We start from the raw sequence: 21,407 nt of genomic DNA, 5'->3' as shown, positions 1-21,407 counted from the left end.
TCGTTTTGTCCCTCCAGCTAACTAATTATTTTTCCCAATTCTCTTCGATGAATGTGTCTCTTCCCGATCTCTTCCGGTAATTTTGGTAGTCTTCCGGTTTCTTTTTATAATAGTCTTGGTGATAATCTTCTGCTTCATAAAAAGGCATTGCAGGCAAGATTTTCGTAACGATCGGTTTGCTGAACCGCCCGCTCTCTTCGAGCGCTTTTTTTGATGCTTCTGCTTCTTGCTTTTGTTTCTCGTTATGATAAAAAATCGCTGTTTGATAGGAAGAACTTTGATTAATGAACTGCCCGTTCGGATCGGTCGGATCGATTTGAGGCCAATATATTTCCAATAGCTTGCTGTAAGGGAAAACATCTGGATCAAATGTAATTTGAACGGCTTCAACATGTCCCGTTGTACCTGAGCACACTTCCTCATACGTTGGATTTTCTTTATGTCCTCCGGTATAGCCTGACACTACTTTTTCAATACCCGGCAATTCATCAAACGGTTTCACCATACACCAGAAACAACCGCCTGCAAATGTAGCCTGTTCGTACTTTTTACTCATTTGATGTGTCCCCCTTTTCCGAATTATTGGTTGGTCAAGCTATTTAAGTAATGTTTTCGCAATAATCATTCGTTGAATTTGATTTGTACCTTCATAAATCTGCGTAATTTTTGCATCCCGCATCATTCGTTCCACTTGATATTCCTGCACGTAACCATACCCGCCAAGCAGTTGAACGGCATCAGTCGTCACTTTCATCGCTACATCTGAAGCAAACATTTTCGCCATTGATGAAGCCTGCGTAAGTTCAGGGTTTTTCCCTGTTGAAGATAGCTCATTCACTTTTGCAGCAGCCCGATAAACAAGGCCCCTTGCCGCTTCAATTTGTGTCGCCATGTCTGCAAGCATAAATTGAAGCCCTTGGAAGGAAGCAATTTTTTTGCCGAATTGTTCTCTTTCCTGTAAATACTCTCTGGCGATATCGAAAGCGCCTTGGGCAATACCCAATGCTTGCGCCGCCACAGTCGGCCGTGACTTATCGAATGTTTTCATTGCAATGATCCAGCCTTCTCCTTCTTCTCCGATGCGATTTTCTTCGGGTACGCGGCAATTTTCAATATAGAGCTGTGCTGTAGGGGAGCCTTTAATGCCCATCTTCTTCTCTAATTTGCCGACTTCAAATCCTGGTGTATCTTTATCAACGACGAAGGCGGTAATTCCTTTGTCTGTTTTCGCAAAAACGGTATAGTAATCAGCGGCTCCACCGTTGCTAATGAACATTTTCTGGCCGTTTAAAATATAATCTGAACCATCTTTCTCTGCCCTCGTTGATAAGCTTTGCACATCAGATCCCGCTCCTGGTTCGGTTAACGCATAAGCAATGACCTTCTTCCCTGTCGCTACATCTGGAAGAATGCGCTGCTTCAGCTCTTCATCCGCGCCGATCATGATCGGAAGCGACCCCAGCTCCTGCACGACAATGACTTGAGATGATGAAGCGCACACTCTTGCAATCTCTTCGACGATCGTGCAAAAGCTAAGCAAGTCAAGCCCCGCTCCGCCGTATTCTTCAGGCATATTCGCCCCGATAAATCCGTATTCTGATAATAAGTTCAACACCTCGCGGGGATATTCGCCTCTTTCATCAATCTCAATCGCCATCGGCTTAATTTTATCTTGAGCCAACTTATGGATGGTCTCTTTAATTTCAGCATGCTCTTTTGACAGTTCAAATAAGCTCATTTGTTACAACCTCCCAGCATTCCACTATTTCAAAAAAAATTATACCTAACGAAGTTGTTCAAAATGTCCGGAGGTTCACAGGATGTGAGTCAGTTCGGCGTTATCACAGGACGTGATGCTTTTAGTCGAACTTCCTTAATAGGCTAAGAATCTCTTCGTCAGCTTGCTCTTCCGCTACTCACGTATCCTACAAACATACGCTCCGTTCCTTGGAAAAGAAAAACACTTTTCCTGCGTGCGATGCGGATGCTTACGTAGCGACCAGCTTTGTGCTCAGAACTGCGCTTCCTCGATTTTCTTGCCTCTCGTTGTCCTCCTTTTTGAACACGCACTTAACTTGTAGCTTGAAACTTTTTTTCCAGAATAAACTTTTGAATTTTTCCGCTTGCAGTTTTTGGAAGACGATCAATAAAATGGTATTCACGCGGACGTTTATATTTCGCAAGCTTTTCATTTTCGATTAAAAATTTGTCAAGCTCATCGGGCGTAACATTTTCTCCTTCTTTCAAAACGATAAACGCGACAACGATTTCGCCCCACTTTGGATCAGGCTTTCCGACAACGGCTGCTTCATCTACACTAGGATGTTCAATTAAGTTGTCTTCCACTTCACGGGGATAAATGTTTTCTGCACCGGAATTAATCATAAAGTCCATCCGATCCCGGACCCAAATGTATCCGTCGGAATCAACATGCCCCAAGTCGCCCGTATGATACCAGCCATAGGCGAGCGCCTTCTGAGTCGCTTCCTCTCGCTTGTAGTATTCCTTCATCATACAAGGGCCACGGACGATAATTTCTCCAACTTCACCGATTTCACATTCATTATCTGGGTTTGTCGGACTGCCATCTTCGTTAAGACGCGCGATTTTTACTTCATGGGTTAAAATTGCTTTTCCTGCGGAACCTGCTTTCGCCAACTGTTCATCTGAAAATAAGACAGTGAGGACAGGCCCCATTTCTGTTGTGCCTAACATTTGGACTAATTCAGCCGATGTGCGGGACAAGAAACGTTTAATTAAAACCGGTGCCATTGACGCTCCCCCGTAGCCGAGCAAACGGAGGCTTGATAAATCGTAGTTGTCAAATTCCTTATGATTTAAAAGCATATTGACCATTGTTGGCGCGGCAAAGAGATGCGTAACTTTTTCTTCTTGAATCGTTTGAAGCACCTTTTCCGTATCAAAATCATGCAGGAGAATATTCGTTGCACCAACCTGCACACGGGGCAAAAACGATGTGTGCAATTCCGCAGTATGGTTCAAAGGCGCCGCAGATAAACCAATATCGTTTTTTGTAAGCCCCATGCATTGCATCATTAAAAAGCCGTGATGAACCATGTCACGATGCTTGTGCAATACACCTTTTGGTTTGCCTGTTGTCCCGCTTGTGTACATCATAATATACAGATCGTTTTCATTCACTTCAATATTCGGTTTTTCAACAGGCTCGGAATTCAACAATTCTTCAAAATCTTCGGCAAACTCAGGGACGTTTTTATCAACGTACACATAATGTTGGACTTTCACTCCCAAGTTTACCGTTTTTTTAACCGTTTCTAAAACAGCCTCTTCAAAAACGAGCAGCTTAGACTCCGCGTCGTTAAGAATAAATTGCAATTCGCTTGCAGTTAGTCGATAATTTATCGGATTGAAGATGGCCCCAATTTTTGCTGCCGCAAACTGTGTCAGCGCAAATTCGCTTGTGTTGTAAAGAAAAACAGATACGACGTCCCCTTTCTTGATTCCTAGTTTCATAAAAGCATGGGCAAGTTGATTTGCTTTTTCGTTAAATTGTTTAAATGTCCATACGTGATTTTTCTCACGATAAATAAGTCCTGCTTTATTTGGATAATTTGTTGCAGACCATTCAAGCAATTGGCCAACTGTTGTCAAGGCAATCACCCTCTCTTTGTGTTTTTAGCTTTGTTAAACAATATTGGTGTATACTTGCGGGTTCGATTTACCTTCCGAGAAGCGGGTTTTCCTTACGGTAAAAAGGTTCTCTCCAGGTAAAATCGCCCCCGCTCGTTCCCGTTTTTTAATAGGATAACAAAGCTTTTTTTAAGAAGGGGTATGAGAAGATCTCTGTGCCCTAATCATCCCCTATTTCACTCGGTTGAACATTAATATTCATAAAAGCCTTTTCCAGTTTTTCTTCCTAAATGTCCTGCACGAACAAGTTTTCTTAATAATGGAGCCGCTCTGTACTTCGAATCTTGCGTTTCTTCATATAGGGAATCTTGGACAAATAATAGCGTATCAAGTCCAATTAAATCAGCTAATGCAAGAGGCCCAATTGGGTGGTTAGCGCCTAGTTTCATCCCTTTATCAATATCTTCTGCGCTGGCAATGCCTTCTTGAAGAACAAAGATCGCTTCATTGATCATTGGAACAAGAATGCGATTGACTGCGAACAATGGCGATTCTTTTACATCAACAGATTCTTTGCCAAGTGATTCTACGAGTTTGCTTGCTCTTTGATACGTTTCTTCTGATGTATCATATCCGCGAATGAGTTCAACTAGCTTCATGACAGGTACTGGATTGAAGAAGTGGAAGCCCATTGTTCTTTCAGGATTTTTGATCACACTCGCCATTTCTGTAATGCTTAAGCCGGAAGTGTTGCTTACGACGAGGGCATCTTCACTTACAATGTCACTCAGCTTTTTAAAGATTTCTTTTTTCAATTCAAGATTTTCGCTGACCGCTTCAATGACACATTCTGCATCAGCAAGCTGATTCCAGTCCGTTGTTGTCGTGAGCTTGCTTTCAAAATCTTTCTTTTGTTCTTCAGTTAATCTGCCTTTTTCAATGGAACGGTTCCAGTTTTTTTGCAGTTGGCCTAGGCCGCGTTCAAAAAAACGTTCTTCTTGCTCAACAGCCACAACGTTGTATCCAGCCTCTAAACAGACTTGGGCAATGCCTGAGCCCATTGTTCCAAATCCAATCACACCAATTTTGTTCATCTTAAAAATCCTCCTCTTTTTACTGTTAAGCTACATTATTTACGTGAGAAATTCGGTTGCCTTTTCTCAAAAAATGCAGCGACGCCTTCATTTTTATCTTCTGTATCGCAGAGTTCACCGAAAGCGACTGCTTCAATATGTAATCCTTCTTCTAATGTGGTGTTAAGCCCCTCATCAATTGCTTTTTTCGCTTTTCGAACACCGAGCGGTGCGCGTTTTGCAATGGTTTCAGCAAGCTCCTTGGCTTTCTCCATCGGAGAATCTTCCGTCACTTCTTCCAAAATTCCGGCTTGCTTCGCCTCTTCAGCTGATAAAGGATCGCCTGAAAAAATGAGTTGTTTTGCCTTTCCAGGTCCAATTAATCGAGGCAACCGCTGGGTTCCGCCATACCCTGGCAAGATGCCAAGATTCACTTCAGGAAAACCGACTTTAGAGCGTTTAGAAGCAATTCGAATATCGCATGCTAAAGCCAACTCAAGCCCTCCACCTAATGCAAATCCATCAATTGCAGCAATGACCGGCTGTTCAAGGGCGGCAATTTTATCGAAAATTCGCTGTCCCTTTTTAACGAGCTCAATGCCAGTCTCTTTTTTCAGTTCAGGAAAATCTTTAATATCGGCCCCAGCGACAAATGCTTTTCCACCCGCACCTGTTACGATGACAACATCAACGTCTTTTGGCATATTCGTTACAATTTGATCCAGTTCATCCAGCACCTGTTGTTCCAACGCATTAACTGGCGGCGAATCAATTGTAACGATGCCCAGTTTGCCTTCTTGAGTAAAAGTAACTTTTTCCAATGTTCATCCTCCTCGTTATCTACTAAATGTATTACAAGAAAAGTATACCACTTTTTTAAAACCGAGTTTTCCTATATGTATTACTGGTAGTGTACAACATAATTTGCTTTTTGGGAATAACTTTTTTAAACTTTTTTTAAAAGTTTGCTATAATTGGTAAAAACGTTGGTTGGTGATGCTGTGGAAATTTACGCCTTAATCGGACCGAGCGGAACTGGGAAAAGCACAAGCTCTCTTTTTTTTGCCCATGAAAAGAAAATCCCGGCGATTATAGACGATGGCTTGCTTATTTATAAAGGAAAAAGAGTAGCCGGCACGTCGGCAAAATTTGAAAAAAACTACATTACGGCAGTGAAACGCGCGACATTTCATTTAAAAGAGCATCGACAAGACGTTCAACAGGCGATTCGAAACTACAAAATAAAGAAACTATTAATTATTGGCACTTCAAAAAGAATGGTGGATAAAATTGCTGCTGCTCTTGAACTCGGCAAAATTTCGCATTACGTTGATGTGACTGAGATCCGTTCATCAAGCGAAATAAAAATGGCGCTTTACGTCAGGCAAACTGAGGGAAAGCATGTCATCCCTATTCCATATATTCAAGTGGAACAAAGTTTCTTTAAAAAACTAATCTCGAAAGGAAAACAGCTTTTCACAAAGAAAAGCGAATATGTCGGGGAAACCACCATTGTCCATCCCGATTTTATGAGGGGCACGATCCACATTTCTGATAAGATCTTCAATTTAATTGTTGAAAAAGAAGTTGAAAAAATGACGGATTTCAAAGAATGCAAGCATGTTTCCATTCAAATGTTTGGATTGCCAACGATCCAAGTCCATGTCCATCTCAATTATCCGATGCAGCGGCCGCTTCTAGAAATCGGCAGGGAGCTCCAACAAAATATCATTAACGCCTTCCATGATTATTTGGAGCTGGAAGTTGATAAAATCCAAATCAATGTTGAAAAATAAAAAAGACTAGCTGCGGCACTCATTCCACAATCATGCCGCCCGACCGGATAAACAAGTCATTCCTGCACTCTTCTTTTAAACCTGGGCGGCCTTTTCTCAACAAATGAAGCGACGCCTTCCGGAAAATCGTATGGATCAACAAATGGCAGATCCTCTTTCCAAAGCTCTTCGGTGCTGTTTACACAATTTGATACAGATTGCTTTATCGCTTTTAAAGAAGCAGGCGATTGGGCAGCGACTAATTTCGCAAGTTTGATGGCATATCGGTCGAGCTTTTCGTTTTCTACTAGATAATTAATCATGCCAAGTTGATAGCTTTCATCGGCATTTAATATTCTGCCTGTATAAACGAGCTCTTTCGTTCTGCTGGGCCCAATCAGATTCACAAGCCTTTGGGCAAATTTATTGCTCAAACGGATGCCTAGCCTGCCAACGGGAATGCCCATTTTAGCGTGTTCAGACCCTACTCTTAAATCACAGGCAAGCGCAAGTTCCAAACCCGCCCCCATCGCAGGTCCATTGATGACGCCGATCGTCGGGATCGGTAATTTTTCAAAAGCTGAAATCGCTTTCTCCATTAAAAGAAAGCTTGCCTCCGCTTCTTCAATGGACATTTGGTGGAACTCTTTAATATCTGACCCGGCCGTAAACTGTTCCCCGCTTCCGCGAAGAAGCACGACCTTGTTTTTTGGATTATCCAAAATTTTCGGCGCGATTTCAGAAAGCTGGGTCCACATATTGGCTGTTAATGCATTTTTTGATTTCGGTCGATTGATACTTACAATTGCAAGGCCTGCTGTTTCTTGATACGTGATTTTTGCTTCTTCCATTTCCATGCGATGGATCCGTATTCTCATTCTTCATTCCCTTCCTTCTGCTTCTTCTTAAGTTGCCCACTTTAAAATTATGCAACACTCATGCCAACTTTAGTTTTCCTTTTTCAATTAAGAGAAAACTTGCTTGAATTTTAACAGATTCAACGTATTTTGTTCTACGTATATAGAATCAAAACAACGATGATGATTGTTTCTCTAAGAAACAAAATTGTTTCCTTTAGAAACAACTGTTTCTTTTAGAAACATCGATTTCAGAGGACATTATACTTTTTTAACTTTGCATAAAAAGCTTTCCTGCTGATGCCTAAAATTTTAATCGCTTCTGAACGGGTCCGGGTCTTTTTGACAACTTCCATGATTGCCTCGCGTTCCGTTTGTTCAAGTAATTCCTGAAGTCCCTTATCCAAATTGAAACGGGAAGTTGGCTCAAAATTCACAAAGAAATTTTCTTTTTCATTGAATCTTTTTCTCTCTCGAATGCGGGAAGGAATATCCTCTACTTTGAAATAAGAGTCAGTACATACGGCTATCATTTGTTCAATCACATTCGTTAATTCTCGGACATTGCCCGGCCAATCATACCTTTTTAACACGTCAATGACATCGTCATCAATCGCAACATGCTTCATATACTTGACAGAAAGATCCTTTAAAATGTTGTCAATTAAAAACGGAATGTCCGCTTTTCTTTCCCGCAAAGGCGGGATTTCTATCGGGACAACATTAATTCGGTAAAATAAATCTTCGCGAAAATTTCCTCTCTTTATCTCTTCATTTAAGTTTCGGTGTGTTGCACAAATAATACGGACATCAAGAGGCAAAGGCTGTGTTCCGCCTACTTTAAGGTATTCTCTCTCTTGAATGACACGCAATAGCTTCGCTTGCGCATTAAGCGACATTTCCCCGATTTCATCTAAAAATAATGTTCCGCCATGAGCTGCTTCGAGCAAGCCTTTTTTTCCTCCTTTTCTGGAACCTGTAAATGCTCCTTCCACATGCCCAAACAATTCACTTTCAAATAATGAATCAGGAACAGAGGCAATATTTATGGCGACAAAAGGCTTTTCATGGCGTTTGCTTGCTTCATGGATTGCTCTTGCAAATACTTCTTTCCCAACCCCGCTTTCCCCGGTAAGCAAGATCGTTGCAGTCGTTTCAGCCACTTTTTGTGACAATGAAACAGCCGTTTTCATTTTTGGAACCTCGCTTTTCAGGAGGAAAAAGTTCTTTTGATTAAGCTGCTTCCTAAGCTCATTGCTATATTCAATGTATTTATCTAATTCTTTTTCAAGCTTTGTTACTTCGCTTATATCTTTCATTATTGTGACGACGCCAATCATTTCTCCATTGTCAATAAGGGGTGTCATATTTCCACAAACATGCTTCCCTAATGAATGCACATAACTATAGTCATTCAGCAACGGTTTTCCACTTCTTATTACTTCCAAAATTCTTGAGGTTTCCTCAATTTGATCTAATTTTTTACCCTCTATTTTTTCTTTCGGTACAGCAAAATTTTCTGTATAGGCCTTGTTCACATAGATAACCGTGCAATCTTTGGAAACGACAATTACAGCATCATGCAACGACTCTAAGATCGCGAGCAAATGGTTTTCCAGCTTCATCGATTTCACCCCTTTATACAAAAATACCTTGTCTTTAAGCGACAAGGCATTAGGTTTAATCAACCAGTTCAAGCGTTATGAAGTAAGCACATAAAATAAGTCCAATAATAAACCCCGCAATTTCAAACATGCTGTATCCTCCTTATTTATAAAACTCGTATGTAAATTACCCCTATTGTACCACAATAATCATTTTACAAAAATGTATAAGATTCTTTTAAATGTCCAAGCTGTTTTTTAGGCAATGTAAAAAAATGGATAGGAGCGTCGATTCATGAAAAAAATTTTACCGAACGTAGCTATTGCCCTCTTTATTTGCTTCATTGCAGCCTGCAGCCAAGCGCCTGATCGCCAAAATGCAAAGCAAAACAATGAACCTGAGGCAATCGAAACGAGCAGCAAAACAGAATCACTATCAATAAAGGTAACGATGATCAATCAACAAAATGAAAAAATTGGCCATGCCATACTTAAAGAAAATCAAAATGGTGTTAACATTTCAATTGAAGCCGTCAAACTTCCTCCCGGAAAACATGGTTTTCATATCCATGAAACGGGAGAATGCACTCCGAAAGATTTTCAATCAGCAGGCGCCCATTTCAATCCTGCAGGAAAAGAACATGGCTTCCTTAATCCGAACGGGCCCCATGCCGGCGATTTGCCAAACATTGTCGTTACAAAAAACGGGACAGTCTTTGATGAGGTGACTACAAAACTTGTTACACTAAAAAAAGGTGAAAAAAATTCACTTCTTAAGCAGGGCGGCACCGCTCTTATGATTCATTCGGGCTTCGATGACTACATCTCTGATCCCGCCGGCAACGCTGGGGATAGGATTGCATGTGGTGTAATAAATGATTAAGTTCTAGTATGCGCCCTTAAACAAGATCTTACAAAATGCAGGCTTGAAAACGTTCCAAATGATAACCGTTCAAGCCTTGCTTTTTTTGGAAAAAGCTGTTTCGCAATCATTCGTTCACTATATCCTTGCTTATAAAGTTGTACAGCTTGAAACTGCATTTCTTGTAAATATTCCAATTTTTCAATTAAGCTATTACGCCCATTTCTTATTATACCTTGATGCGCACAAAAAACAGTGTCAAAGTCAAGTTGAATGACACGATTTAGTGAGGAAATATAGTGAGCGATGGATTCTGTACGAAGGCTAACTTTAGGATGAGGCGTTATATATAAATCACCCGTAAAAAGCCATCCTTTGTTTGGTTCATATAAGCAAATATGATCGCGCGTATGGCCAGGCGTTTCAATTGGAATAAACGTATGGTGTTCAAGTTCAATCTTATCAGGATATTGTTCCGCCTCACGTGAGAAACGATCGGAAAACAATCGATCGCTTACATGAAAACGCCGGGCAGGGGTTTTGTTAATATAAATCGGTACGTCAAGATTTTTTGAAATCCAGGACGCCATCCCACTATGATCTTTGTGCAAATGTGTAATCGCGACTTTTTCAATATTCAATCTTTGAAACAAACGGGATAATCGCTTTCGTTTGAAACGCGGGCCTGTATCGATTAATAAACCATCAACAAAGTAAATAAAAATTGACATCGACGGTAAAAAACAATGTATCGGAAGTTTGATTACTTCTACTTGCTGAGCGAAATCTTCTTTCAAACCGGCTCCACTCCATCCCTCTGCTGCCTTCTTTCATAAATCATATCGGCAATTGAGCAGGTAATCAAGATAGACGATGCTTGTTTGAAAAATTGTAACAAAAAAATGAGCCCCCATTCAGGGGCTTTGAAAATCCATCATTAAGCTTCCAGCAATTTAACACTTTCTCGATTAAACGCTTCAAGATCACCTGGATGCCTGCTCGTTACGAGTTGATTTTGGCATACAACAACTTCTTTGTCATGCAAATTTGCGCCGGCATTTTTTAAATCAACGTGAATGGATTTGTATCCTGTTACATCACGGCCTTTTAATGTTTCAGCCGTAATTAATAGCTGAGGGCCATGACAGATCGCGAAAACAGGTTTCTTTTCATCCATAAACGATTTGGCAAATTGAACAAACCGATCGTCAGCTCTTAGCAAATCCGGGGAAAAGCCTCCCGGAATAAATAAAGCGTCAAAATCGGATGGTTTCACATCATCAATCGATGCATCGACAGTTACTGTTGCCTCGCCTTGTTTTCCTTTGATTGTCTTTCCTTTTTCTTTTTCAATAACAGTAAGCGAATGACCGGCATTTTCAAATGCTTTTGCCGGATCCGTGTACTCAGAATCCTCAAATTCATTTGTTAAAAGGACAGCAATATTTTTGCCCATGGAACATACCTCCTCTACATCATGATCTATTCCCATTCTCGTTCAAATTAAACATACATTCAAAAAAAGCCTCCCTGAACAGAGAGGCTGAAACGATTTTATTTAGTTCACTGCCGTTTTTCTAAGTGCATTTTTTAAAACTTTTCCTGTTGCATTGCGCGGCAACAACTCAACGATTTCAATCACTTTTGGCATTTTGAAACGGGCGATTTTTCCTTCGCAAAATTTTTCTAAATCATCTACGGTTATTGGTTCGCTATCATTTTTTAATGAAATCACCGCTTTCACCGATTCACCCCATCTTTCATCGGGTACTCCAATAATCGCCACTTCTTTTATATTTGGATGCCGATAAAGAACTTGCTCAATTTCTACAGGGTAAACGTTTTCTCCCCCTGTAATAATCATATCTTTCTTGCGGTCAATGATATATAGGAAGCCTTCCTCATCTTGCTTTGCAAGATCTCCTGTGTAAAACCAGCCATCTTTGATTGATTCCTTCGTTTTTTCTGGCTGATTCCAGTAGCCGACGGTAATGTTTGGCCCTTTTACAAGCAATTCCCCAACTTCCCCGATGGGAACTTCCTGATCATTCGGATCAACGATTTTAACGTACGTATGAACTGGAGGTTTACCGACTGATCCATTTTTTCGTATGCTGTTTTCCGCATCAAGCAATGAAACAAACGGCGCCGTTTCTGTTAGCCCAAAGCCTTCGTAAAAAGGAATGCCTTTCTGTTGGAAAAATTCGATAACCGTAATCGGACAAGGAGCACCGCCTGACACATTGAACCGTACTGAACTTAAATCGTACGAATCAAAATTAGGAACTTGCGTAAGTGCCTGCCACATTGCGGGAACTAAAAATAAGCTTGTTATTCTCTCTTTTTCAATCAACTCCAAAGTAGCCTGCGGATCAAACTTATCGTCCAATACTACAGTTGCGCCAATATACAGAAGCGGTGTCGTAAAGACACTCATTCCACCTATATGAAACATTGGCGCCACTGTAAGTGTAATTTCATCACTTCGAACAGGCAGATAGTTAATCGCATTAATCGCATTCCATTGTGTATTGCCGTGCGATAGCATGGCACCTTTTGGTTTTCCAGTTGTTCCTGATGTGTACATCATCAGATGAACATCATCTAATCCGATCTCAAACCCAGGTTCATGATCATCAGATTTCGCAAGTATATCCTCATATAAAAAGTCATCTTCATGGGGATTTGCACCAACGTGAATAAATACATTAAGTAATGTTTCTCTTTCACGCAATTGGTCGACAAGCGGACGCGTTTTCTCATCATAAATAAAATGATGGGCACTTGAATCACGAATAATGTACTCCACTTCATCAATGCTCAAGCGAAAATTAATCGGAACAAAGATGGCACCAATTTTTGCACAAGCAAACATCGACTCCAGCATTTCATGTGAATTGAACAATAGGCCGTCTACCCGGTCGCCTTTACAGACACCGAGCTTTAATAAACCATTTGCCAAACGGTTAACCCTTTCATTGAATTCACGATACGAAAACCTTTTATCTTTAAAAACGAGCGCCGTTTTATCTGAAAAACGGTCACTATGTTTTACTAGCCAAGAACCAATGCCTTTAACCATCGATAACCCCTCCTATTTTATAAATGAATTTCCCTCTTTTGTTTTTACTCAATTTTTTACTTGCGTATAATGATCCTTATACTGATTCCGCAAAATATGTTTTTGAATTTTCCCGGTAGTTGTCATGGGCAATTCTTCAAGGATGATCACCGATTTTGGAACTTGGAAAGAACCTAAATGCTTTTTGCTATGTTCAATGATCTCTTCTTCATTAATCGATTCACCAGGTTGGGGGACGACGAATGCTGTTACAGCTTCACTCCAATGCTCATGCGGAAGTCCGACGGCAACAGCGTTCGCAACTTTTCCATGTGATAGAATGGCTTCTTCCACTTTTATTGAAGCAACATTTTCACCGCCTGTTTTGATGACATCTTTTTTACGGTCTACGAAGACGAGCTGCCCATCCGGATCCCAATAACCAAGATCACCGGTATGATGCCAGCCATATTCCCGGCTTTCGTTTGTCGCTTCCTCATTCATGAAATAACCACTCATTACATTAGGACCGCGGTGAACAATTTCTCCAATTTGTCCATTAGGCACTATATTCCCTTCATCATCAAGAATAACGGTGTCATTGATTAAGCTTGACACTCCCCAATATGATCCGAATCGCTGCAGCTGTTGATCGGGTTTAAACATCATAGTTGCCGGATACATTTCCGTCTGTCCCGTCCCAAGTGAAAAGTCAGCGTTCAGTTCGTTGATACAGCGTTCCAATGTTGGACGATCCATTGGAGCCATCGCATACGTACATTTTTGAAGAGAAGAAAGATCGTATTTTGAGCGATTTGGATGATCAAGGAGCATTCGATACATCATTGGCAAGCCAAACATGTTTGTAATTTTTTCATCATTGATCGTTTTCATTAGCAGTTCAGGTTCAAACCCTTTAATGATGACTGTTTTTGCCCCAATATTTAATGCTGAAGTTGTAAACGTGTGTTGTGCACAATGGAAATAGGGCATCATCATTAACACAACGTCTGTTGGTTTCGATTCATATTCAATAATATTGCCTAAACTTGCGATATAGACGGCAACATGGCTAATCATTACGCCTTTCGGGTTGCCTGTCGTTCCACTTGTGTACATAATTTGCGCGATGTCCCGATCTTCAATATAGACAGACGGTTCAATTTTCTCTTGCCCTTTAATAACCGACCAAAAAGTATTTCCGCTCTCTCCGACATCACTTCCGATAAATAGAAAATTCGTGCAAAATTCAGATAACTCATTGATGATTCCTTTCACAAGTCCCGCATCTCCGATAAGTAACTTAGGATCAATTTGATTTAATATATAGCGCTTTTCATCAAGGGAAATGCCCGGATTAAGCGGCACCCAAACAAGCCCAGCTTTGGCGATTCCAAATGACAAGATGACGTATTCAAGAGAATTAGTAGAAATCGTAGCTATTCGATCTCCCTTTTTCAAACCGCTGCTCATCAAATAATTGGCAAATTGATTGCTTATTTCGTCTAGTTCTTTAAATGTCAGTTGCTTATCTTGTTCAACAAGCGCAATTTTATTTGGATATCGTCCCGCACTTCGTCTAAGAATGTCTCCAATCGCAATTCGATTGATTACTGAAATTTCATTCATCTCTGAACCTCCTAAGTTAATTTAAAGTATTTTCATAATATCTGGCAGCCCTTATTTATTTTGTGCTTCGGTTCTATTTAGCGAGTTTTACTCCCAATCGTTCGATTGCAATCTCACGAAGTGCTTGTTTATTATATTTTCCTGTTGGTGTAATCGGCCATTCTGTCTTCTCGATGGTTACAACATATTTAGGTATTTTAAATCCGGAGATTTTACCTTTGCAAAAGAACTTAATATCTTCAATTGTTAGATTGCTCCCTGTATGTGGCTCGACGATAGCTGTTACAGCTTCTCCCCATTTCGGATCGGGGACACCTACCACTTGAACCGTTTTGAGAAGCGGGTGACTCTCCAAAAACATTTCTACTTCTCTTTCAGAAACATTCTCGCCTCCCGTTTTGATCATCTGTTTATAACGGCCACGATAATACACGTACCCTTTTTCATCTAACCAACCATAATCACCTGTTCGAAAATAGCCTTCTTCGTCAAAACTTGCCGCTGTTTCTTTTGGCATTTTGTAATAACCTAGGAATAACGTCCAGCCTTTAAGGCATATTTCACCAGGTGTGTTGGCAGGGAGCGGAGTGCCAGTTTCAGGATTGATAATTTTTATTTGTACACCGGGAAAAGGTTTGCCGTTGCTATATTTTCGTATCGTTTCATCCGTTTCACCGGGAGGCATAACAACTCCTGTTCCCTCTGTAAAACCGTAATGATGGACAAGTGAACGATTACGCAATCCCAGTTTTTTAACTTTGTCGTACCATTCAGGTCCGCATGCGAGAGTAACCTTTCGAACGGAGCTTAAAGCGGATTCTTTAAAATTAGGATGACTTGATAATGTTGTAAAATGAGTTTCAAAGCCTCCTATCTTTGTCACTTTTTCTTGTTCGATTATTTTTAATGCTTCGCCCGGTTCGAAATACTCCATTAATGCGATGCTCGTTCCAAATAAAGCGCTGCCTAATGTTGCGTAGATGCAGCCTCCAACATGATAAAAAGGTTGGTAACCTAAAACAATATCGTCTGAATTCGTATCGCCATTCATATAGTAAGCAATCCCTACATTACTTCCATGGGATCGTAATACTGGTTTCGGAAATGCCGTACTCCCGGATGTGAAAAGTATATAAGAAGGATCTTCTGGTTTAACATTTTCAATAAGTCTGTTTATTTCTGTATGGCTATAATTCACTCCTGAACCGATAACATCGCTAAAGTTAAAGCAGCCAGCATATTCTTTTTTGTCTTCGCTTAGCGAAATGACTGTTTTTAATGAAGGACAATTCTTTGATTCTAGGAATCCGGGTGTTGAATCGTCTATTTCAGGTATGACTTCTTTGATTAAGTCGATATAATGAATCCCTCGAAATTTGTCCGTCATGATTAAGGCTTTTGCATCGGAATGGCGTAAAACATAACGTAATTCTTCGTATATAAAGGTTACATTGATAGGAACGATTACAGCCCCGAGCGTTGTAATGGCGTAGGAAATGTAAAACCATTCAGGACATCCCCCAAGCAAAGTCGCTACATGGCCGCCTTTCTTTATTCCTAGATTTTGAAGTCCTTTCGCCAAACTGCAAATTTTATGATATTGTTCACGATAAGTAATCGCCTGTCCTTTGAATTTAATTGCAACTTTATCGGGCCACTTATGTGCAGCTTCTTTTATTACTTGAGGAATCGTTTTCGTTCTAAAACGTTCACTCTCACTCATTGATTTTCCCTACTTTCTGTTAGGAATTTGTGAGTTCATTACCACCTACTCTCTTTTACTAGGCAAAGTTACAACGACTGACCCCGGGCCAACAGAAACCCCCTTTGAATTCTCACACCACATTTCTAACTCTACTAGTGCCTCACTCCCTTTAAGCCATTTACGTTTGACGACACCCTTTGTAATGACGGTATCACCGACTGTATTGAAAATTTTCATCCGGAAGCCTTTTAAACTTTTGAATGTACCCGCAAGCCCGATGTATTCCCGAACTGTTCTTTCCCACATTCCCTGCAAGAAAAAATTATTTGCATACATTTCGGGCGCGCCAGTTGCCTTGGCATATTCGGTATTATGATGAATTGAATTGAAATCCCGATTAGCGCCAGCTTCCATTACTAGCCTGTAAACACTTAACGGAAATTCGATTGCAGGGACTTCATCTCCTTCAGACACATCTTCCCAGCAGCGTTGCTCTAATGCCATGTTATCTCTCTCCTTCATCTTGAGAATGTGGATTGTAGTTGTAAGTACCTATTCGTATTTTTGCGACCAGTTCTGAATTTTGGTTACGGACTTCTGATTCCCATACCATAAAAGCGCCACGTCCCACTTGCGTTTCTTTTGGCACACACGAAAGCAGTACGTTTCCAACTCTGCATAGACGGTCACCAACAACAATCGGCTTAACATAATCGATTTCAATATCAGTTGCAAAAAATCCAGTTGTTTCCGGTGCAAGGTCCGTTTTGACAGCTGCTGTTGGGTTTTGGGCAGGCTGCGCATTTCTTTCTGCACTCGTGAAAGTCTTCGTACCAGGACTCCAATGGGGTGGAAGCGTCCAAGTAAACAGACTGCTATAAGGTGCGATTATGTCGGGATAACCATATTCATTAGCAACCGATTTATCGTAATGAAGGGGGCAATCAAATTCCAATGGCTCTAAAAAACGGCGAATTGCCCCTTTTTCAACTTCGTCAGCTCCCCATCGCTCCTCTCCATTACTAAAGTCAGTGCCAATTGCATCGATCATAGGCTGCCATGCTTTTTTCCAATCTTCCATTTTTCTATCACCCTTATCCTTCTACAAATAAAATATTTTGCGAATTGTTCCCTGAGTTCAATATTTTTCCGGTTGCATTTTGCGATAAAATTTCTAATATTTCGGTAAACTCCGGCGTTTTGAAGCGTGCTATTTTTTACCAGCCATGAACCAACCCCGTTTTCCACCGAAATCAACCTATTTTTCTTCTGTTTACCTGGAAGTCCCTTCTTTCATTTCTTCAAATTCTTTCCTAAGTAAGGATTTTTGGATTTTTCCAGCCGGCGTGAGTGGTACGTCCTCTTTGAATATAAATTGTTTTGGGATTTTGTAATCGGCTAAATGTTGTTTGCAATAGTTTGTAAGTTCCTCATCTGTTGGCTGTTCACCGGGCGTTGGAACGATATAATATCGGCCAACTTCGCCATAAAATTCATCAGGCACTCCGAAGCCTGCGGCCATTAAAACCTTTGGATGTTTTGAAAGAATGTTTTCAATTTCGACCGGGTAAATATTATATCCGCCTTGGATATACATTTCTTTTTTTCGGCCTTTATAATACAAATATCCTTCCGAATCGGTGTAAACCAAGTCCCCTGTATAAAGCCAATTCTCTTCTCCAAATGTTTCTTTTGTTTCTTTTTCCATTCCGTAATACCCTTTTGCGACACAGGCTCCTTTAATAGCCAGCTCCCCTACTTCTCCGATTGGAACGGTCTTTCGTTCTTTATTGACAACTTTCGCTTCAAAATCTCCAATTGGCACACCGATGCTTTTTTGTACTTTTGAAAGATCATCGGTAAGGCGGGATAAGACGCAAGCGCCAGAAGATTCACTCAATCCATAAAGGTTTACCAATTGGCCATTCGGAATTTCTTTATTAATTCGTTGGCAAAGTTCTGGTTCAACATTTGAACCGCCTGCGACACACAATCTTAATGATGTTAAATCGGTTGTTTTTCTTTTTTCGCTGTTTAGCAGCATGACATACATTGTCGGTACGCCCCCAAAGATCGTTGCCCGATGCTTTTCAATTGCCTCTAACACATCAGACGGGTTAAACATCGGTATTAATACAACACTGCTTTGGCTTAGAAGAGCGACCATAATCGAACATGTTATACCGCCTACATGGTTTAATGGAAGATTTCCAATTGAGAGATCACTAGATTTTATTTCAAAATGACCAACGTGAGCTTTAGCAGAGGCTAAAATGCTCCGGTTTGTAATTAAGGTGCCTTTAGGCCGCCCTGTCGTACCTGACGTGTAAATAATAACAGCCGTATCCTCTTCTACAACTTTGTCTTTTGCTTCATTTAACTGTTCAATATCAATTTCCTGTACCATTAAATCCGAAAAATGAAGGCTTCCTTCGAATCCTTCGCCTGTAAATATAAATTTCCTAACTGTCGGAATATTTCCACGGAAATGATCGAAGAAATCTGAATAATTAAAGTCTGCTAAAGAACTGATTGAGACAAGCGCTTTTACATTCGCGTTATTAATCATATATTCAAACTCTGATTCACGATAACGGACATTAAGGGCAACAACCCCTGCCCCAATTTTGGCAGCTGCGAAAAATGTGTAAAGCCATTCAAATTGATTCAGGGCAATGATGCCAATGTTGTCGCCTCTTTTTATTCCTTCCTTCAAAAAAGCATATGCCAACCGATCTGTCCGTTCGTCCAACTCCTTAAATGTAAGCTGTTTATCACCTTCATATAAAAATACTTTATCAGGTGTTTTAGAAACCGCATTGCTCAAAGCTGATTGGATCGTCCATTTTTCCACTTTTGGCCCCTCCTTGGTTATTAAAAAATGGAAAACCTAGTTGACAATGCCAAGCTGTTTCACAAGAATCTCGTTCATAATTTGTGTCGTTCCTCCGCCAATTGATTGAATTCTCGCATCTCTCCAGTATCGCTGAATTGGATATTCCATCATGTAGCCTGCTCCACCATGAATTTGCAAGCCTTCATCTGTTACCCGGTTGACCATTTCGCATGCATAGACTTTCGCCATCGTTGTTTCTTTTACAGCGTTTTCTCCTTTTTGGTAGAGGTAGAGTGCACGGTATGTCATGTTTTTCGCTTTTTCTATATCAAGGGCCATATCTACTAATTTATGGCGAATGACTTGAAATTCAGAGATTGGTTGACCAAATTGTTTTCGTGTTTTCGCATAATTTATCGTTTCTTCGAATGCTTTTTCCGCCAAACCAATCGACCCTAGTGCCATTGAAATCCGTTCCCATTGGAAGTTGCTCATAATATATTTAAAACCTTTATTTTCTTCCCCAATTAAGTTTTCCTTTGGAACTTTCACGTCGTCAAAAAATAATAATCCCGTATCAGATGAACGCCAGCCCAATTTTTTTAAATTTTTTCCAACTGTAAAGCCCTCAAGATCCTTATCCACGATGAAAAGGCTTACATTCCTGTGCACGGGTTCATCTCTTGTTTTGGCTGCAACGACAACATAATCAGAATTGACACCGTTTGTAATAAAGGTTTTGGAACCATTTAAAATATAGTAATCTCCTTCTTTTCTGGCTGTCGTTTGAATGGAAGAGACATCTGATCCTGCATTTGGTTCTGTAATTCCAAGAGCTGCTACTTTTTCGCCTTTTATCCCTGGAACTAAGTATTTTTCCTTCTGCTCTTCATTTCCAAAGTTCAAAATATTTGTCATTGCAATTCCAGTATGGGCTCCAATCGAAGAGCCAACACCGCTTGCCCCGCATTTTGCCATTTCTTCACTGAATACTGCCGCAGAAATTAAATCCATCTCACTGCCGCCGTATTTCTTCGGGTAGCGTATACCGAGATAACCTAATTCACCAAAACGCTTATATAAGCTCCTTGGCACCTCACCATCCCGCTCCCATTTTTCAACATGGGGAGAAACTTCTTTTTCAATAAATCTCCTAACTGTTTTCCGAAACATTTCATGTTCTTCTGTAAAAATCCAGTGCCCCATACGATGAGCCTCCGTTTTCATTTTTCGCCTCATATTCCCAACTCTTTCGCTATGATTTCTTTCATGATCTCGTCTGTTCCGCCGCCAATTCGTGCAAGTCGGCTATCCCGCCATGCACGTTGGACAGGATATTCCATCATGTATCCGTTGCCCCCGTGTATTTGTAAACAACGATCCGCTACCCAATGGCCCATTTGTGCTGCCGCCAACTTGGCCATTGAAATCTCTTTGCTCGGCACTTCTCCAGTTGCAAAACGATGTGCTGTAGCGTATACCAATTCACGGCATACTTCAATTTCTGTTGCCATTTCGGCAAACAAATGCGAAATAACTTGAAAGTTTGCAATCGGCTGGTTAAATTGTTTGCGAGTCTTCGCATAGTTAAGTGTCTCTTCGTAAGTATGTTGGGCAGCTCCAATTGCACCAGCAGCGCCTATTAGTCTTTCACCTTGCAACTGCCACATAATTTGATAGAATCCTTTTCCCTCTTCGCCAAGCAAATTCTCCTCAGGTACTCGAACATTATCAAAAATTAATTCTGCCGTATCCGAAGATCGCATACCGACTTTGTCTAATTTTCTGCCAACCGAAAAACCTTCCCTGTCCGATTCAACAAGAAACAGACTAATCCCCTTATAGCCGGGAGCATTAGATGTTCGGACAACTAACGTTACAAAGTCACAACGCGGCCCATTTGTAATAAACGTTTTCGTACCGTTGATGACCCAATGATCTCCATCTTTCACCGCCCTTGTTTCGATGGATTGAACATCAGAACCGTGGTTTGGCTCAGTTATTCCGATTGCCGCTATCTTTTCGCCTCTTAAAGCTGGTTTTAAAAATCGTTCATGCTGCTCTTTCGTTCCGAACTTATAAATTGGAGGGGTCGCCATATCGGTTTGGACCGCAACTGCCATTGGCACGCCGCCGCAGCCGCATTTATTCATTTCCTCCGCAAACACGAGGTTCATAAAATAGTCTCCGCCCTGGCCTCCAACTTCTTCAGGATATCGGAGACCCAGAAAACCAAGGTCCCCCATTCTTTTAAACAATTCCCGCGGAAATTCCCCTGCTTCCTCCCACTCTTCCACGAAAGGAGTAATTTCATTTTTAACGAATCGTTGAACCGTTTTACGCAATTGTTCATGTTCTTCATTAAAATAAGGTTCATACGTCATCCTATCACC

At 40.8% G+C, this 21,407-nt stretch carries 19 protein-coding genes; 2 read left to right on the top strand and 17 right to left on the bottom strand.

Annotation, left to right across the window (positions count from 1 at the left end; translation table 11 throughout):
* Positions 1 to 25: 25 nt before the first annotated feature.
* The 5 genes from msrA to DCC39_RS03990 form a co-directional block, all read right to left on the bottom strand.
* Positions 26 to 556, bottom strand: a complete 531-nt coding sequence (gene msrA, locus DCC39_RS04010) for a peptide-methionine (S)-S-oxide reductase MsrA (protein WP_116553598.1) — start codon at positions 554 to 556, stop codon at positions 26 to 28.
* A 39-nt stretch (positions 557 to 595) separates the two neighbouring features.
* Positions 596 to 1,738, bottom strand: coding sequence for an acyl-CoA dehydrogenase family protein (locus DCC39_RS04005; RefSeq protein WP_116553597.1), 1,143 nt, complete (start codon positions 1,736 to 1,738; stop codon positions 596 to 598).
* A 332-nt stretch (positions 1,739 to 2,070) separates the two neighbouring features.
* On the bottom strand, positions 2,071 to 3,633 hold the full coding sequence (locus tag DCC39_RS04000; protein WP_116553596.1) for a long-chain-fatty-acid--CoA ligase: 1,563 nt from the start codon (positions 3,631 to 3,633) through the stop codon (positions 2,071 to 2,073).
* Positions 3,634 to 3,863: 230 nt separating this feature from the next.
* On the bottom strand, positions 3,864 to 4,706 hold the full coding sequence (locus DCC39_RS03995; RefSeq protein ID WP_116553595.1) for a 3-hydroxybutyryl-CoA dehydrogenase: 843 nt from the start codon (positions 4,704 to 4,706) through the stop codon (positions 3,864 to 3,866).
* Between the two features lie 35 nt (positions 4,707 to 4,741).
* Positions 4,742 to 5,506, bottom strand: a complete 765-nt coding sequence (locus tag DCC39_RS03990; protein ID WP_276309881.1) for an enoyl-CoA hydratase/isomerase family protein — start codon at positions 5,504 to 5,506, stop codon at positions 4,742 to 4,744.
* Positions 5,507 to 5,659: 153 nt separating this feature from the next.
* Here DCC39_RS03990 and DCC39_RS03985 point away from each other — a divergent pair, with 153 nt between their 5' ends.
* Positions 5,660 to 6,481, top strand: coding sequence for an ATP-binding protein (locus tag DCC39_RS03985; protein ID WP_240613526.1), 822 nt, complete (start codon positions 5,660 to 5,662; stop codon positions 6,479 to 6,481).
* 56 nt (positions 6,482 to 6,537) lie between these two features.
* Here DCC39_RS03985 and DCC39_RS03980 read toward each other — a convergent pair whose 3' ends face one another.
* Both DCC39_RS03980 and DCC39_RS03975 read right to left on the bottom strand, forming a co-directional pair.
* The gene (locus DCC39_RS03980) at positions 6,538 to 7,338 is read right to left on the bottom strand and encodes an enoyl-CoA hydratase/isomerase family protein (RefSeq protein ID WP_116553594.1); all 801 of its coding nucleotides are present in this window, start codon (positions 7,336 to 7,338) and stop codon (positions 6,538 to 6,540) included.
* Between the two features lie 230 nt (positions 7,339 to 7,568).
* A complete protein-coding gene (locus DCC39_RS03975) occupies positions 7,569 to 8,942 on the bottom strand; it encodes a sigma-54 interaction domain-containing protein (RefSeq protein ID WP_116553593.1) in 1,374 nt (457 codons plus the stop codon).
* A 274-nt stretch (positions 8,943 to 9,216) separates the two neighbouring features.
* Between DCC39_RS03975 and DCC39_RS03970 the strand changes: the two genes are divergently transcribed.
* Positions 9,217 to 9,804 carry a superoxide dismutase family protein gene (locus tag DCC39_RS03970; protein ID WP_116553592.1) on the top strand — a complete coding sequence of 196 codons (588 nt, stop codon included), beginning with the start codon at positions 9,217 to 9,219 and terminating at the stop codon, positions 9,802 to 9,804.
* Here the strand turns inward: DCC39_RS03970 and DCC39_RS03965 are convergent.
* The 10 genes from DCC39_RS03965 to DCC39_RS03915 form a co-directional block, all read right to left on the bottom strand.
* The gene (locus DCC39_RS03965; RefSeq protein WP_116553591.1) at positions 9,801 to 10,580 is read right to left on the bottom strand and encodes an MBL fold metallo-hydrolase; all 780 of its coding nucleotides are present in this window, start codon (positions 10,578 to 10,580) and stop codon (positions 9,801 to 9,803) included. The two genes, DCC39_RS03970 and DCC39_RS03965, sit on opposite strands and share 4 nt — an antisense overlap.
* Before the next feature lie 140 nt (positions 10,581 to 10,720).
* Positions 10,721 to 11,239, bottom strand: a complete 519-nt coding sequence (locus DCC39_RS03960; RefSeq protein ID WP_116553590.1) for a type 1 glutamine amidotransferase domain-containing protein — start codon at positions 11,237 to 11,239, stop codon at positions 10,721 to 10,723.
* Between the two features lie 102 nt (positions 11,240 to 11,341).
* Positions 11,342 to 12,865 carry an acyl-CoA synthetase gene (locus DCC39_RS03955; protein ID WP_116553589.1) on the bottom strand — a complete coding sequence of 508 codons (1,524 nt, stop codon included), beginning with the start codon at positions 12,863 to 12,865 and terminating at the stop codon, positions 11,342 to 11,344.
* A gap of 48 nt (positions 12,866 to 12,913) precedes the next feature.
* A complete protein-coding gene (locus DCC39_RS03950; protein ID WP_116553588.1) occupies positions 12,914 to 14,473 on the bottom strand; it encodes an AMP-binding protein in 1,560 nt (519 codons plus the stop codon).
* A gap of 73 nt (positions 14,474 to 14,546) precedes the next feature.
* On the bottom strand, positions 14,547 to 16,196 hold the full coding sequence (locus DCC39_RS03945; protein ID WP_116553587.1) for an AMP-binding protein: 1,650 nt from the start codon (positions 16,194 to 16,196) through the stop codon (positions 14,547 to 14,549).
* 45 nt (positions 16,197 to 16,241) lie between these two features.
* The gene (locus DCC39_RS03940; RefSeq protein ID WP_116553586.1) at positions 16,242 to 16,682 is read right to left on the bottom strand and encodes a hotdog family protein; all 441 of its coding nucleotides are present in this window, start codon (positions 16,680 to 16,682) and stop codon (positions 16,242 to 16,244) included.
* Between the two features lies 1 nt (position 16,683).
* Positions 16,684 to 17,259, bottom strand: coding sequence for an FAS1-like dehydratase domain-containing protein (locus tag DCC39_RS03935; protein ID WP_116553585.1), 576 nt, complete (start codon positions 17,257 to 17,259; stop codon positions 16,684 to 16,686).
* A 192-nt stretch (positions 17,260 to 17,451) separates the two neighbouring features.
* On the bottom strand, positions 17,452 to 19,032 hold the full coding sequence (locus tag DCC39_RS03925; protein WP_116553583.1) for a class I adenylate-forming enzyme family protein: 1,581 nt from the start codon (positions 19,030 to 19,032) through the stop codon (positions 17,452 to 17,454).
* Positions 19,033 to 19,068: 36 nt separating this feature from the next.
* Positions 19,069 to 20,241, bottom strand: a complete 1,173-nt coding sequence (locus DCC39_RS03920) for an acyl-CoA dehydrogenase family protein (RefSeq protein WP_240613525.1) — start codon at positions 20,239 to 20,241, stop codon at positions 19,069 to 19,071.
* 8 nt (positions 20,242 to 20,249) lie between these two features.
* Complete coding sequence (locus DCC39_RS03915; RefSeq protein ID WP_116553582.1) at positions 20,250 to 21,398, bottom strand: acyl-CoA dehydrogenase family protein; 1,149 nt, start codon at positions 21,396 to 21,398, stop codon at positions 20,250 to 20,252.
* Positions 21,399 to 21,407: the final 9 nt, after the last annotated feature.

The sequence above is a fragment of the Pueribacillus theae genome (genome assembly GCF_003097615.1).
In the GTDB taxonomy this organism is placed as follows: Bacteria; Bacillota; Bacilli; order Bacillales; family UBA6769; genus Pueribacillus; species Pueribacillus theae.
The sequence above is the reverse complement of the archived record's forward strand: the minus strand, read 5'-3'. Positions and strand labels throughout refer to the sequence as shown.